The sequence below is a fragment of the Elizabethkingia miricola genome (genome assembly GCF_001675285.1).
GTDB classification, from domain to species: Bacteria; Bacteroidota; Bacteroidia; order Flavobacteriales; family Weeksellaceae; genus Elizabethkingia; species Elizabethkingia miricola.
The window spans coordinates 83,711-99,097 of sequence record NZ_LSGQ01000032.1; the positions used below are offsets into that span (position 1 = coordinate 83,711).

Here is a 15,387-nt window from a genome sequence, read left to right on the forward strand (position 1 = left end):
TCTTCTATCTGTAGAGAGAAAGTTCCAGAAAATTGTTATTTCTGATTAAATCTTGTTGTGCGTTTTTTTCTGTATTTCTAATCATTTCACTTACAGTAGACTCTCTACCATTCCATGAAATTTTCATACCTGTGCCTGAATTATACAAAAGCATTTTAACATTTTTCCCGGGGTCTTTTTTATATTCTTTCCATAAAAGGTTAAACTTTTGATTTGTAATCCTTTCTTTTTCTGGTTCATATAGCCGAAAAAAATAAGATTCAGAAGAGTGCATATTCCTGATTCCCGTAAATTCAAAAACATGATTTTTTCCTGTATCTTCAATTTTAAGAATCAGTCCAGGCAATCCTTGAAACTTATACGGACCGTCCAAAAACGGGATTTCAGTTGTATACCAGGCTATCCATCTTCTGCCTCCAAAATCACACACTGCTTTTTGTACGCTAAATTCTTTGTAAATCATCTTTTCCTGCACAATTTGCCACTTAATACTGATATCATCGGCAACCGTATATTTCTGAATTCCTAAAACTGTATTCAGGATAACTTCATGCTTAACATATTTTTTTTCGACAGAAAAAGAAATTTTTGATTTGTCATAGATATTTGAAAAGTCAATATCCCCTGAGTGTCTGTTTTTAATGTATCTATTGGTAACTAATGAATCATATATAAATTTTGGATAGCTAAAAAATACTGAACCGCCTTTACTGATATCTAAAAACATTGTTTCTTTCTCCACAGAATTTATCTCCGCAGAATCTCTCTTAAAAATATAATCATAAGTTACCCTGTAATTTTGCCCAAAAGCACTATAAAACCATAATGAGCAAACAATTGCAGTAAAAGCTAATATTATTTTTTTGCTACTCCCATTCATATTTTTTTTCAATACCTTTTCTTTCAGTTTTATTTCTTTTTATTTCAACACCTTTGGGTATTGTTTCCAGTATTTTTTCAAAATCTTCATCATTTTTCTTCTGCACTCTGTCATTGAAGCTTTTTAAGCTAATAATATTTACACCAGACGGAATCACCATACCTGAAAAACTAGCTGACAAGGGCTCCACTTTTGTTGCCGTCCATAGATTAGCATCACTATTTTCTTCATATACTTCCAGAATCAATCCTGGTAATCCATTGAATTTATAGGGACCGGTCTTTATATTAATACTTTTGGTATAATAAGCCACGATTTTTGACCCTCTGAATATTGTTGTAGCTTTATTGCACTCGTAACCTGCTATTATCTTTGTCTCCGGATAATTAGTATTCCATCGGATTAAAGGAATTTCATCCTTAATAAAATATACCTTATCCTTTATATAGTCTCTGATAATCACATTATTATCCTTATTGCTTTTATAATAAATTACAGGGCGCAACTTATCTTTAGTGAAAAAGCCAAAACCATTACCTGTTCCGTCCTGTAGCTGTTTTATTTTTTCAGCATCTCTAATTACAACGGAATCCCGTATACTAATAAAATTATCTTTTTGAATGTATAAATTCTCCTTAAATCTTGTTAGAGGAGAATTCCTATTAATATATTCCACATGATAATTCTGAGCAGGCAGAATAAGAGGTAAAAGACATAATAACCAGATTATCTTATTCATAATTTAGCAATTAATAAAGTAATAATGGAATTTAATTGTTCCATTATTACAAAACATCTGGTTATCTCCTGTTATTCAACTCATTTAATCTTTTCAATCCCATATCCATGCATTGCTCATAGCTATCCGCCTGCCTGTACTCTGTCCAGGAATAAAGTGCTTCTCCTGCACTATTATAGGCAGTAAACGTCATGGTACACGTACCAAAAATGTATTGTGCTTCTGCCTGAAATTTAAATTTCATACTATTTTCTGGGGATACAAAGTTGTCTGCACTCATAATACCTGCAATTCCTAAAGCTGCAATAAATAATATTTTTTTCATAATAATAAGGTGTGTTCCCATTAAAACTAAGATATTAGGATGTAAACTTTATCCTAAATCCATAAACCTGATTTTGAGTTTATCTAAACACATTTCTATTTGTATTGCGCACTACAAAAACGAGTGGGAGTAAATCGTAATAATAAACAACATTTTTAGGTAGTGTTTTTTATCTGAAAAATTTCTCTTTATTAATGGTGAGTGAAAGCTAAAGATTGAAATTTCAATTTCATCATTCCGGAATTTGAAAACCCGGTATTACATATAAACAATTAAGGACTAATTCATTATATGTCATATACATACAAAAAAATATTTCATCCTTTCCAAATCAAATTTGACACATATCAACCTAACAAACAAATAAAGCCTGTCCTTATTCATTAATTAACGACAGATTAAATAAAAATTTAACATTTAAGAAGTTAAACAAAGTAAAATCGTAAGGAATAGTATGCTGGTACTGAACACTAAGAGTCTTTATACTGCTGAAACAGTCTAGGGTTTATCCCGTATACTAATGGAAATTATGTAGTTAAAACTGTAAGAAGAGTTTGCTGCGGATAATGAATTAAGTTTTAAGAACAGTATCATTTTTTATATACAGAATTGTATTTTAACGCTAAATTAATTCTTTGCCCTGGTTACAAAAAAGGTAATATGAACATAAAAATTCTGCCGATAGTTATTACATTTGAATAAACAAATCTTATTATTATGATTAAAACAAAAGGCTATGCAGCTCAAGACCCTAATTCTGATTTAGCATCTTGGAATTTTGAAAGAAGAGAGGTTGGAGCTCATGATGTACAAATTGAAATTATGTATTGTGGTGTGTGTCATTCGGATCTGCATCAAATAAAAAATGATTGGTTTCCCGGATTGTTTCCAATGGTACCAGGACACGAAATTGTAGGCAAAATTGTTAAAGTAGGTGATCATGTAAAAGACTTCAGGGTCGGTGAACTTGCAGGAGTAGGTTGTATGGTCGATTCTTGCCAGGAGTGTGAAAACTGCAAAAATGATTTAGAGCAATACTGCTTGGAAGGAAATACACAAACCTACAACAATCTTGACCGCAGCGGACATCCTACTTATGGAGGCTATTCTGATACCATTGTTGTCAGAGAAGAGTTTGTTCTGCATATCTCTGAAAAATTAGATTTAGCAGCTACTGCTCCATTACTTTGTGCCGGTATCACAACCTACTCTCCTCTCCGACACTGGAAAGTTGGCAAAGGTCATAAACTAGCCGTTCTAGGTTTAGGAGGATTGGGACATATGGCTGTAAAATTTGGAGTTGCCTTTGGTGCCGAAGTAACGGTTCTAAGCACTTCTCCTTCAAAAGAAGAAAATGCCAAGCAATTAGGAGCTCATCATTTTGTTGTAACAAGTGCCCCGGAGCAATTGAAAGCTGTAAAAGGTTCCTTTGACTTTATTTTGGATACTGTTTCTGCAGAACACGATATGAATCTTTATATCTCGTTATTAAAAACAGATGGTGTTCATATATGTGTTGGAGCTCCTTCCAAACCAATGGAATTGGGAATTTTTCCGCTTCTGGGAGGAAGAAAGAGTGTTGCAGGTTCTGGTATCGGCGGTATTAAAGAAACTCAGGAAATGCTGGATTTTTGTGCAGAGAACAATATTGTTTCAGATATTGAACTCATCGATATCAAAGATATAACAAATGCTTACGAAAGAATGCTTAAAGGTGATGTAAGGTATAGGTTTGTTATCGATAGCAAAACATTAACAAATTAATATAAATTTAAAAAGCTCTACATAAAGTAGAGCTTTTTATTATAAAACTTATCTAGCTCTTTAGTGCTTTTAAATAAAACAAAACTTATTTCATGAATAAGCGACAGGTTATCAGCCACTTTAATTCATACTTGTTAATTTCCCCGGATCTTCTTTATCCCTGAAACCGATTAAAAAACTTAACAAAAAATTCATTTTACTCCTCCTCCATTTACAGTTCCTTAATAGACAGTTCACGCCCTGTTCATCGGGTTTCAGCCTCTAACCGATACTTTTGCCTTTATAAAAAGTGAGGATGAAAACAGCTCTACAAAAGACTATGTTCATTGCGCTCTGCACTACGGGAGCAGCGGTAATGGCTCAGGAATTTAAAGGTAAAATATTCAACTCCGAAACCGGAGAAGTAGTAACCGGCGCAGAAGTACAGATCTTCCCCGGAAAACAAAAAGCTTATTCCGGACTGGATGGCGAATTTAAGTTCAAAAACCTTTCTCCGGGACAATATACTTACACTATTACTTACAATCCTTTTAAAACAGTTCACAGTACAATTGTTATTGCCGAGGAAAAGAATGAGGTTGAAGTGTTTATGGGAACTTCTGCAGTAAAAGAGATTGAGCGGATTAGTGTTAAAGGAAACAAAAAAGCTGATTCCGACGCATTTGCCAGAAAGAGAGAGCAAAAGCTACCACAAGTAGTTAATATTGTTTCCGGAGCTGCAATTGCCAAATCACCGGATATTAGTGTTGCCAATGTAATCCAGAGAGTTTCCGGGATTTCGGTAGAGCGAAGCAGTAATGGTGAAGGACAATATGCTATCCTTCGGGGGATGGATAAAAGGTATAATTATACATTGGTAAACGGTGTGAAAATACCCAGCCCTGATGGTAAAAACAGGTATATTCCCCTGGATATATTCCCTGCTGAGCTACTGGACAGACTGGAGGTTTATAAATCTTTATTACCTGACATGGAAGGTGATGCAGTAGGTGGAGCTATAAATATGGTGATGAAAGATGCTCCTTCCCGTGAGGAGATCAATGTAAACCTGGCATTGGGGTACAGTCAGATGCTGATGGACAGAAAATTTAAAACCTTTCCAACAGATCAGATTAATTTCCGTTCTCCATACGAATTAGGAGGTAAAAATTATCAGGCTAAGAATGCAAATTTCCCAAGAAACAACTATAGAATAGAGAATGTTACCGCTATGCCTAACTTTAGTGGTGGGGTTTCTTACGGAAAGAGATTTTTCAATCAGAAATTAGGATTCATAGGAGCTGTAAGCTTCCAAAACAATAGCCGTCTTACAGAAAGTCAATTCTTTAATTCCAGTAATGTAGATGTTATGAAGTATGCTGTGCTTACTTCCCAAAGTGACAGAAACTATTACGAAAATCAGCAAAGGTTGGGAATTCATACCAAATTAGACTATAAATTCAACAAAAACAACAGTCTCTCTTTATATAACTTATTTGTACAGCTTAGAGATACCCAGCTTAGAGAAAACCTCAATACCAATTTCTCTAATTCCGTTTATGATCCTGCATTGGGAAATGCCTCACTTAGCTACCAAAACAGAACACGTTTGCAACAACAAAGAGTATGGAACTCTACTTTAAAGGGCGAGCATAGACTAGTACCTGGATTATTGAATATGGACTGGTCAGCAGTTGTATCTTCTGCCAGTAATGAGCTTCCGGACACTGCCCTTTTCGGTACATTGGGGGTACGCAAAAACTTTGCTGAAAACCATACTTCTCCAACCGATGCCAGTAGAAGCTGGCAAAGAAATACTGATAATGATTATGCAGGGTATCTGAATTTTGGGTTGGATTTGGGTAATAGATCTGAAATTAAATTTGGTGGTTTATACAGAGATAAAAAAAGAAGCAGTTTCTACAACAATTACGTATTAAAACCTGTAAATCCTACAGCACAATGGGGAACTGATTACCAAGGCTATACGGATATAGACTATGAGGTACAAAATCCAAAAGGTGCAGTAGCCAACCCTTTAACATACGATGCTACTGAGAAAACAACAGCTGCTTATCTAATGGTTAATACAAGGATAGAAGATCTTCATATTTCGGGAGGTTTAAGAATGGAAAACACCAATCAGGGATACAAACTCTACTTTCCACAGGGAGAATCTAAACCTGAAATGAATCAGAAGTATACAGATTACCTGCCAAGCCTTAGTTTAAAATATACACTCAACCACAATCAAAACTTCAGAGCCACCTATTTCCGCTCTGTCAACAGACCTGGATTCTATGAAATAGTACCTTCCAGAATTGTATATGAAGAATTTCAGGAAAGAGGTAATCCCGATCTGAAAAGAGCTTTGGCAGACAATCTGGATTTCAGGTACGAATACTTTCCCAATGCAACAGATCAGTATATGGTGGGTGTATTTCACAAAACGATTAAAAATCCTATCGAATATACATTACAGCCAGATCCTACAAGACCTCAGGATATTTTCTATTCCCCGGGTAACTTCGGAACAGCTCGTAATTTTGGTGTAGAAGTAGATGTTATAAAATTCTTCAATAAAATAGGATTCAAAGCCAACTATACCTTTACCAATAGTAACATTGAAACTCCTAAAAGTCAGAAAATCAGAAACCAGGCTGGTGATCTGGAGACCATTCAGGTAATGCAGAAAAGGCCATTGTATGGGCAAAGTAAACATATAGCCAATCTTTCCCTACTCTACAAAGATGTACAAAATGGCTGGGATGCACAGTTGGCCGGTTCTTATACAGGTGAAAGAATTAATACAATATCTCAGTATCTGGATAATGATATCTGGCAAAAAGGATTTGTGCAGCTGGATTTTTCTATAGAAAAGAAGCTGAAGAATGGTGTAACAATATTCCTAAAGGCTAATAATCTATTGAACACACCGATGGAGCTATTTATGAAAGGGAGCAATCCGGAAAACCAAAATATTCCGTATCAGAAGGTATCTGATAACGAAACCCTTATTCGTAAAGATTATTACAGACAAACCTATTTACTGGGGGTAAAATTCAAAATCTAAAGAGACAATGAAAACACAATACTATAAAATATTCGCCTTAGCTCTTCTACTGAGTATTACTCAATCCTGTGAGAATGCCAACTCTATGGTGGACACATCTGTAGAAGCTCCAAATACCAGTGGTGTACACGGAGAAGTATTCGGTATATGGAACAAAAACACAACAATATATGTAAGCGGGGATATTATTGTCCCTGAAGGAAAATCCCTGGTCCTGGAAGAGGGTGTTACTGTAATTATGGATCCCAATACAAAACCGGAATTTGTTGTAAAAGGAAATCTTTACAGTATGGGAACTGTTGTGAATCCTGTAAAAATAACAGGTCCAGCTGAAACCAGAAAACCAGATTCATGGGGGCAGATATGGGGCGGAATTCTGGCGACTCCTACCTGTACTGAAATGTTGCTGGATCATACCATTATAGAACTTGGCGGAGCCACTACTACCGAGGCTTCAACATCAGTAAAAATGGGATTATATAAAGCAAAAGCTGGTGAAAACCTTCCTGCTCTATGGTTCTCTAATACCAAAGGAAAATTGGTTATTACCAATTCCATTATCCGCAATTTTCACGATGATGCTACTTACCTAGAAGGTGGTGAGCTTATCATTTCCAAAAATAAATTTTACAGCACTGGAAATAAAGGCGGAGAAGGCGTAAACATTAAATCCGGAGTACTTGCCGATGTTAGTTACAATTTATTCTTCTCCAACAATACCAATGCGCTAAAACTTTCCAATTCCGGAGGCCGCTCACCTCAGGCCCATGTAGTTACTTATAACAATACTATTATCAATACAGGCTGGAGAAGACCCGATATTAAAGGCGGATCCATATGGCTGGAAAGTTCTGTTTATGCTGAAGTTTACAATACTTTGTTTGCCAATACCAGATTTGGTATCAAACAGGATACTAAAAACAAACCCGATATCCGCTCCAAGTCTTCCAATAACCTTTATTATGGTTATTCAGCCGATGCTGTAACTGGATTTACACCCAATAATGGTGATATCCTTAGCGGGAGCAATGACATTATCAGTACAACTCCTCAGGCAAACGATCCTAAGTTTAAGAATTATCCATTGAATAATAGCTATACCAGTGCTTTATTTAATGATGCATGGGATTTTCATCTTTCATCAGGCTCTCCTGCCCTAAGCAAAGGAAGCACAAATATTATCCGTAATTTCCCGAAAGGACTTACAATTAATAATACACTTTATGAATCTCCGGAACCATCATCCTATATCGGTGCATACGGACAATAACAGAATGATATCATGAAATACTATTTATATACCCTTATCAGCCTCTCTGCATTATCTTGTTCCGGACAAAAGCAAGTCCTTGCTTCTCCGGAAATTATTAAACCGGTTATTGTTACTGAGCCTGTAAATTTTGATTCCGACGATCCTGCTATATGGGTAAATCCTAAAGATCCGTCTAAAAGTCTTGTAATAGGCACGGACAAAGACATCAATGGTGGTCTTTTTGTTTTTAATCTGGAAGGCAAAATACAAAAGGATCTTTCCGTGACGGGATTACAGCGGCCTAATAATGTTGATATTGCCTACGGACTGACGCTAAATGGTAGAAAGACGGATATTGCAGTAACAACAGAAAGGTATACCCATAAACTAAGAATTTTTTCTCTGCCGGATATGAAGCCTATAGATAACGGAGGTTTACCAATGTTTGAAGGACAAACCGGAGAAGGGGAAAGAGACCTTATGGGGATTGCTTTGTATACTGATCCAAAAGGAAACATATATGCTATTACAGGCAGAAAAACGGGTCCAAAAGACGGCACCTATCTTTGGCAGTATCTGCTATCAGATTCCGGAAAAGGATTTGTAGAAGCTAAACTTGTGCGGAAATTTGGTAATTATAGCGGTAAAAAGGAAATAGAATCTATTGCTGTAGATAATGAGAATGGTTATGTCTATTATTCGGATGAACAATTTGGCGTAAGAAAATACTATGCTGATCCCGCTAAAGGCAACCAGGAACTTGGCGTATTTGCTCAGACCGGTTTTACAGAAGATCATGAAGGAATTTCCATTTACAAAACAAAGACTAAAAAAGGCTATATTCTCGTTTCTGATCAGGGCGCTAATAAGTTCCATATCTTTAGCAGAGAAGGGAAAAACAAACTGCTGAAAATTGTAAAAGTCCAGGCCAACAAAAGTGATGGCTCTGATATGGTAAGTATTCCTTTGAATGCAACATTCAGACATGGCCTTTTTGTTGTGATGAGTGATGATAAAACTTTTCATTATTACCGTTGGGAAGATATCGCCGGTGAGGAGCTGGATGTCAACTAACAAACCATAATAAAAAGATTTTCAAAATATTACATTATTTACTGTATCTTCGTAAAGCAGGCTTTATTAAGTCTGCTTTATTTTTCGTTAAAATCATACTGTAATATGAAAGGTAATTTTATAAACTCAGATCGTTTCATCAAAACCACTGTACTGTTTAGTTTTATCCTCCTGAAATTCCTTATACAGTATTCACTCATACTTCCTGAATATGATCTACAAAGAGATGAATACCTCCACCTGGATCAGGCGAATCATTTAGCCTGGGGATATCTATCCGTTCCGCCGGTTACTTCATGGATATCCTACCTTATAAAGTTTTTGGGAAATTCTGTTTTCTGGATCAAATTTTTTCCTGCACTATTCGGTGCTTTAACCACCATTGTAGTATGGAAAACAATTGAGGAACTTGGCGGAAATTTATTTGCGCTCGTTCTGGGAGCCAGCTGTGTTACCTTTTCAGTTTTATTCCGTCTTAATACCCTTTATCAGCCAAATTCGCTAGATGTACTCTGCTGGACCCTACTCTACTTTTTCATTATAAAATATATCAGTCAGCAACAGTTTAAGTGGTTATATTATGCTGCAATTACCTTTGCTTTTGGATTCTTGAATAAATACAATATTGTATTTGCTGCTATTGGACTTTTACCTGCCTTTATTATAACACCTGAGAGAAAAATATTTTCAAACAAAAAGTTATATTTTGCTCTGGTGCTGGCATTTGTATTAATCCTCCCAAATCTTTTGTGGCAGTACAAAAATAACTTCCCGGTTGTCCATCACATGAAAGAATTAGCGGACACACAGCTTGTAAATGTCAACAGACTGGATTTTATACGCTCACAGTTCTTATTTTTTCCGGGAACCAATATTATAATACTTATCGGAATATTCTCTCTTATCAGGTACAAGCCCTTTAAGAAATATCGTTTATTATTCTGGTCTTTCTTCATTACTCTTGGCATTTTTCTTTTCCTAAAAGCAAAAGATTATTATGCCATTGGTATCTATCCTGTTTATTTTGCCTTTGGCTCTGTTTATATAGCACATCTATTGGAGAAAAAATCTTTGAAAATTTTAAAACCCGTGTGTGTTATTCTGGCTATAGCCTCTTTTATCCCGATGTATTTAGTCGCTTTCCCTAACAGAAGCCCGGACTACTATATAACGCACAAAGAAACTTTTCATAAGCTGGGGATGCTTCGCTGGGAAGATGGTAAAGAGTATCCCTTGCCTCAGGATTTTGCAGATATGCTGGGTTGGAAAGAACTAGCAGCTAAAGTTGACAAAGCTTATTTAGAATTCAATGATCCGGCACATACACTTGTCTTATGTGATAATTACGGACAGGCTGGCGCCATTAATTTCTATTCAAAATACGGGATACGAGCCGTTTCTTTTAATGCTGATTATATCAACTGGTTCGACCTTCATAAAAAGTACGTCCACCTTATCCGTGTGAAAAACCAAAATGAAAGGAACAATGAATTAAAGGAGACCTCACCATTCTTTAAACATAGTATAATAGCAGATTCTGTAACCAATAAATACGCACGGGAATATGGTGCCACAATCTTCAGTTTCTCCGGTGCTAAAATAGATATCAGGCCAAGACTCCAGGAAGAGATTAATAAGGTAAAAGCCAGATAGAATTATAAATCACTTTCCTGTAGCCCATTTTTTTGCCGGCATTATCCAGTCATCCAAGGCTTTAAATAAAAAACCATGAACTAATCCTGTATTAAGCTCTATTTCTTTGAAAGAATTTAGTTTAGACTTTATAAACCTCTTTTGATCGGACAAGGATATATTGCCCTTATCAGAGCTTTCATTAATAGAAAGTATTTTCCCATAAAGTCTGAGATCAGCATCTTTGCTTAAAGAATCATCTTTAAAACTGGAACCAACAAATACAAATTTTAATTCCGGATTTTTCATATAATAAGAAACATATTGAGCAATGAAACCTCCCTGAGAAGTTCCTATTATGGCAATATTTCTTATAAGAATTCCCTTTTGGGACAGACTATCAATCTGACCTTTCACTCTCATTGCATATGCTTCTATATCTGTATTGGGTTTACGTTTTTCAGAAATAACAATCGTATTCTGATCTTCAAGTTTATGAATAATCGCTCTGTATTCTGCAATACCATATTGGGGATGCTCCTCATTCAGGGCGTGACTTTCCAAAAACTTATTATGTAAAAAGATGATATAGTGTTTTTGAGACTGGGCGAAAAATATTGCCGGCCAACAAAACAACAATGTCAAAATAGTTAATTTAAATTTCATAATGATTTATAAAAAAAGAAAAACTTTATACTATTTAAAGTTAAAAATGCACTGACAAAATTGATCAAATAATTTTAAATTTCATCAGAAACCGGGGCAGAAAAAAATACAGGCAAAAAAATATTTCACTTTTTACCACATACACAAAACACGAAACAACCCCTATGAATACTAAGAAAACCAGTGCTAAAAAAAACTAAATAGATTGTTAAAATTATCATAATTGACATAAATGATTGGCATACAGTACTCTTAATAAAATTAAAAACTCTATATTTGTCATCGTAATAATACAACATCCTCTTTTATAGGATGTTTACGAATACAAAAACACAAACAAACAACACACAATGATGAGAAACTTATTAATCACAATTAGGGGTAGCCTTTCTGTTTACCTAAGTACTATTTAGATTTTTGAATAAAAAGTTGATGTAAAAATATTTTTTTACACAGCACAAGCTTTTTGCTCAAAATAAGACCCGAAATCCAAATCACTGAGAGCGTAATAAATTAAACCTCACATCACACATGTATAGTGTGCAGAATGCTGGTTATTATAATTTATATATACAATTGGATCACAGTTCCAACATGTTGGAGATTTAGATAAAACACAAACAAATAAAGAAGATTACAAATGATGATTAAAGAAAACCTTAAACAGGAGTATTCTGCTCCTGCGCTGGATGTATTATGGTTGGAAATGGAGCAAGGTATAGCAGCCGGCTCTGCAAGAGTTGTCCCTCCAAATAGCGGTGGTCAGGTTCAGGAAGAATGGACACAAGACCCGGATGATAACCGAACTATCGAATGGTAGACCAGTAAATTAAGCTAACAAAACACAAACAATTTAAATGATGAAGTTAAAATTACAAGCTGCGGGCATTCCGCTGCTAGCATTATCCTTTGCTGTTATCTCATGCAAAAGTACTGACGGCAGCATAGAGGACAATAATACGAATCCCTCGGCTTTCAATGTACGGGTAAATCTTTCAGGAATAGAAAATATTGAAGAAACTCCTGTTTTACAGGCTTCTGCCAGTAAATCAAGCTCAGTATCTTCCAGCCCTCAACAGGCAAAGATTTCACTTGGTGATGACAGCTTTATAATGGCTACTCTTACGCCTCAGTCTAATACAGCTTCGTTAGCCAGTCAGGCACAGGCATCTATTAACCCAATGGCGGCAACAACTCTGTCTACAGAATTAGGTACTGGTATAAGATATAAAGTAGCTGTATATGATAACAACGGAAACTATGTTACTGAAAAAGAATTTGTTTATAAAAACGGTGAAACAGATGGTTTCCAGTTAAACGGCGGTCAGAATTATACTTTTGTAGCATATTCTGTAAATAGTGCTTCTTCTACCCCATCTATAAACAACGGCGGAACTCTTGCTGCCGCAAAATTATCCGGTATTAGTGGTGATCTTATGTATTTTAAGAAAAATATGACGGTAAGTGGAAACGGAGTTAACAATCTGGATATTGTATTAAAACACCAATACAGCCAGATTACTACAAAACTGGATGCGAGACAGGTTGGAAACATTTCTGCTGTAAGCAGCCCTGCAATAACGCCAGCCAATAGTTCTGCTGATATTAGCTTTGCAACAAATGCTCTAACTTATAATGGTCCTCTTTCCGCCGGCCAGAGTGTTAGTTTCAGTAACCTTAACCAGCCTGTATTAACAAGTAGTGCAACCCAGGTCATAGCGAATACTACAACTACCGGGCAGCTTAATTTAGGCAATGTAACTATTGACGGAGTCACTAAGCCTGCAAAAATAGACAACCTGAAAATTACTCCGGGAGTAAAATATAACCTGAATCTTAGATTTGGACCTTGCAGACAGGATATTAATCCGGTTCCATTCTCTGTGAAGGATGGAGTTACACAAACCTTTACTATGCCGGCTACGGATTTTGGTTTTGTATTCGATATTTATACACTGGATAACTCTTTTAATCTTACCATCAATGGTACTAAAATGGCTACCGGAGAAATTCAGTTTGAAAGAGGGTCTTCGCCTGCCCAGAATATCAGATTTGCAGATGGTACTGCATGGCAGGATGGTACTATTGCTGCTATCTACAACATGAAAGGAACTGAAGGAAAACCTTTAGTAAGAGTTGTAATCAGTAAGGATGGTACAATATCTATGTTCGGAAGTAAAACCGCTGGCGGGGCACTTCAGCCATTACAACTATTCAATGGTAATTCATTTAATAAAATTACCTGGAATACTACAGGAAACAATACAGTAGTTGCTTCTCAGTTGGTACTGGGAACTACCTATATGTCAGGTTTTGGAACAGGAAAACAGATTGTTACCTGCGATCCATAATATAAAATTTCATTTATCTATCATTTATTAATAAAAAGCTGTTGACAGTTTTTTAAGCGGGCAATACCCGTATTGCCCGCATTTTTTTGATAGTTAAATCACAAACACAACACATAAATGATGAAACCTTTACAATTGAAAATGGTGAGCTTCTTATTAACTTTACTCCTTACCACAATATCATGCCGCAGTACTGAAGAAAGCATAAATGATAATACAACGGTTGCCTCTGCACTCAATGTTAAGATAAAGCTTTCCGGAGTTGAAACTATTGAAGAAACTCCCGCACTTCAGGCTTCTGCAAATAAAAAAGGAATTTCTTCCGGAAATATTCAGCAGACAGTTATTCCTTTTGAAGACGATACCTTTGTTACAGCTACACTTGTACCTAACACAAATATTTCCTCACCAAACAGTCAGGCTCAGGCATCCGTTAGTCCTCTGACAGCTGGTGTGATTTCTAACGAGCTTAAAAATGGTATAAAATACAGAGTAGTAGTTTATGATAATAGCGGAAATTATGTAGACCAGAAAGAGTTTAGCTATAAACAGAATGAAACGGATGGTTTCCTTTTAAATGGTAATCAGAATTATACTTTTATTGCTTATTCATTAAACAGCAATTCACCTACACCTAATATTTTTGATGACAAAGCCCCACTTACTATGGCTAAACTGGCAGCAGTAAGCGGAGATTTGATGTATTTTAAAAAAAATATGACAGTAACGGGTGATAAAGTCAATGAATTAGCAATAATGTTAAAGCATCAGTTTAGTAAAATCACTACGAAACTGGATGCAAGACAAGTCGGAAATATTTCGGCTGTTACCAATGCTGCGTTTACTCCTGCATTTGCTTCTGCAGATATTAGCTTTGCAACCGACGCTCTTTCTTATAACAATTCCCTCTCTGGAGGACAAGCAGTTAGTTTTCAATCTAAGCTAAATGATCCTGTAGTGACAAGTGTTGCAACACAAGTCATTGCCAGAACAAATGACACAAATCCTGAAGGGATATTAAATATAGGTGCCGTTACCATTGATGGTGTAACAAAGAATCTGAAGTTAGATAAAATAAAAATTACTCCCGGAGTACAATATAATCTAAACTTAAGGTTTGGCCCATGCAGACAGGATATATTACCCGAAAAATTTGATGTTGCCAATGGTGTTTCCAAAACCTTTACAATGCCGGCAACAGATTTTGGATTTACATTCGACATCTACAAACTGGACAATTCATTTAATCTTACAATTAATGGAACAAAAATGTCTACAGCAGAGATCAATTTTGAAGATGGTTATGGTGTAAACGGACGATCAACTTCTTCAATCAGATTTCAGGATAAAACAAAATATGGAAGCAATGGAATACCTACAATTTACAGCATGGAAGGTATTGCCGGTAAACCACTGGTAAGAGTTGTCATCAGTAAAGATGGCCAGGTATCATTATTCGGAAGTAAATCTTCCGGCGGACCATTGGAACCTATGGAACTGTACAATGGTTCCTCTTTTAACAAAATTAAATGGAATACCAAAGGAAGCAATACTGTAACTGCTACCCAGATGGTATTTGGGACAACATATATGTCCGGCTTTGGAACAGGAAAACAAATTGTCACCTGTGCACCATAACAAATAAAAGCACA

Annotated in this window: 12 protein-coding genes; 8 read left to right on the forward strand and 4 right to left on the reverse strand. The window is 35.9% G+C overall.

Features of this window, described 5'->3' with window-relative positions:
- Positions 1-4: 4 nt before the first annotated feature.
- From ATE49_RS18745 to ATE49_RS18755, 3 genes are all read right to left on the reverse strand, one after another.
- The gene (locus ATE49_RS18745) at positions 5-880 is read right to left on the reverse strand and encodes a GLPGLI family protein (RefSeq protein ID WP_081278515.1); all 876 of its coding nucleotides are present in this window, start codon (positions 878-880) and stop codon (positions 5-7) included.
- Complete coding sequence (locus tag ATE49_RS18750) at positions 867-1,619, reverse strand: GLPGLI family protein (protein WP_065083345.1); 753 nt, start codon at positions 1,617-1,619, stop codon at positions 867-869. The genes ATE49_RS18745 and ATE49_RS18750 overlap by 14 nt, the downstream gene beginning before the upstream one ends.
- 61 nt (positions 1,620-1,680) lie before the next feature.
- Positions 1,681-1,944 (reverse strand): hypothetical protein, encoded by a 264-nt coding sequence (locus ATE49_RS18755; RefSeq protein WP_143349679.1) that lies wholly within the window; start codon positions 1,942-1,944, stop codon positions 1,681-1,683.
- 717 nt (positions 1,945-2,661) lie between these two features.
- Here ATE49_RS18755 and ATE49_RS18760 point away from each other — a divergent pair.
- From ATE49_RS18760 to ATE49_RS18780, 5 genes are all read left to right on the forward strand, one after another.
- Positions 2,662-3,708, forward strand: coding sequence for an NAD(P)-dependent alcohol dehydrogenase (locus ATE49_RS18760; RefSeq protein ID WP_065083347.1), 1,047 nt, complete (start codon positions 2,662-2,664; stop codon positions 3,706-3,708).
- A 295-nt stretch (positions 3,709-4,003) separates the two neighbouring features.
- A complete protein-coding gene (locus ATE49_RS18765) occupies positions 4,004-6,760 on the forward strand; it encodes a TonB-dependent receptor domain-containing protein (RefSeq protein ID WP_065083348.1) in 2,757 nt (918 codons plus the stop codon).
- Between the two features lie 7 nt (positions 6,761-6,767).
- Positions 6,768-8,030: a right-handed parallel beta-helix repeat-containing protein gene (locus tag ATE49_RS18770; protein ID WP_065083349.1), complete on the forward strand. Its 1,263-nt coding sequence runs from the start codon at positions 6,768-6,770 to the stop codon at positions 8,028-8,030.
- Between the two features lie 12 nt (positions 8,031-8,042).
- Positions 8,043-9,086, forward strand: a complete 1,044-nt coding sequence (locus ATE49_RS18775) for a phytase (protein WP_065083350.1) — start codon at positions 8,043-8,045, stop codon at positions 9,084-9,086.
- A gap of 105 nt (positions 9,087-9,191) precedes the next feature.
- Positions 9,192-10,739 carry a glycosyltransferase family 39 protein gene (locus tag ATE49_RS18780; protein ID WP_065083351.1) on the forward strand — a complete coding sequence of 516 codons (1,548 nt, stop codon included), beginning with the start codon at positions 9,192-9,194 and terminating at the stop codon, positions 10,737-10,739.
- A 9-nt stretch (positions 10,740-10,748) separates the two neighbouring features.
- Here the strand turns inward: ATE49_RS18780 and ATE49_RS18785 are convergent, their stop codons facing one another.
- Positions 10,749-11,282: an alpha/beta hydrolase gene (locus tag ATE49_RS18785; RefSeq protein ID WP_143349680.1), complete on the reverse strand. Its 534-nt coding sequence runs from the start codon at positions 11,280-11,282 to the stop codon at positions 10,749-10,751.
- Between the two features lie 742 nt (positions 11,283-12,024).
- Here ATE49_RS18785 and ATE49_RS18790 point away from each other — a divergent pair.
- The 3 genes from ATE49_RS18790 (at position 12,025) to ATE49_RS18800 (ending at position 15,373) form a co-directional block, all read left to right on the forward strand.
- Complete coding sequence (locus ATE49_RS18790) at positions 12,025-12,204, forward strand: hypothetical protein (RefSeq protein ID WP_065083353.1); 180 nt, start codon at positions 12,025-12,027, stop codon at positions 12,202-12,204.
- Between the two features lie 37 nt (positions 12,205-12,241).
- Entirely contained in the window at positions 12,242-13,735 is a 1,494-nt protein-coding gene (locus ATE49_RS18795) for a hypothetical protein (RefSeq protein WP_065083354.1), read from the forward strand.
- Positions 13,736-13,852: 117 nt separating this feature from the next.
- Positions 13,853-15,373, forward strand: coding sequence for a hypothetical protein (locus tag ATE49_RS18800; RefSeq protein WP_065083355.1), 1,521 nt, complete (start codon positions 13,853-13,855; stop codon positions 15,371-15,373).
- Positions 15,374-15,387 lie beyond the last annotated feature (14 nt).

Bases quoted from the DNA above. Each gene is read 5' to 3' on its own strand.
- ATE49_RS18780 (WP_065083351.1), top strand. From the start codon at position 9,192: ATGAAAGGTAATTTTATAAACTCAGATCGTTTCATCAAAACCACTGTA.
- ATE49_RS18790 (WP_065083353.1), top strand. From the start codon at position 12,025: ATGATGATTAAAGAAAACCTTAAACAGGAGTATTCTGCTCCTGCGCTG.
- ATE49_RS18770 (WP_065083349.1), top strand. From the start codon at position 6,768: ATGAAAACACAATACTATAAAATATTCGCCTTAGCTCTTCTACTGAGT.
- ATE49_RS18760 (WP_065083347.1), top strand. From the start codon at position 2,662: ATGATTAAAACAAAAGGCTATGCAGCTCAAGACCCTAATTCTGATTTA.
- ATE49_RS18765 (WP_065083348.1), top strand. From the start codon at position 4,004: ATGAAAACAGCTCTACAAAAGACTATGTTCATTGCGCTCTGCACTACG.
- ATE49_RS18750 (WP_065083345.1), bottom strand. From the start codon at position 1,619: ATGAATAAGATAATCTGGTTATTATGTCTTTTACCTCTTATTCTGCCT.
- ATE49_RS18775 (WP_065083350.1), top strand. From the start codon at position 8,043: ATGAAATACTATTTATATACCCTTATCAGCCTCTCTGCATTATCTTGT.
- ATE49_RS18745 (WP_081278515.1), bottom strand. From the start codon at position 880: ATGAATGGGAGTAGCAAAAAAATAATATTAGCTTTTACTGCAATTGTT.
- ATE49_RS18800 (WP_065083355.1), top strand. From the start codon at position 13,853: ATGATGAAACCTTTACAATTGAAAATGGTGAGCTTCTTATTAACTTTA.
- ATE49_RS18795 (WP_065083354.1), top strand. From the start codon at position 12,242: ATGATGAAGTTAAAATTACAAGCTGCGGGCATTCCGCTGCTAGCATTA.
- ATE49_RS18755 (WP_143349679.1), bottom strand. From the start codon at position 1,944: ATGAAAAAAATATTATTTATTGCAGCTTTAGGAATTGCAGGTATTATG.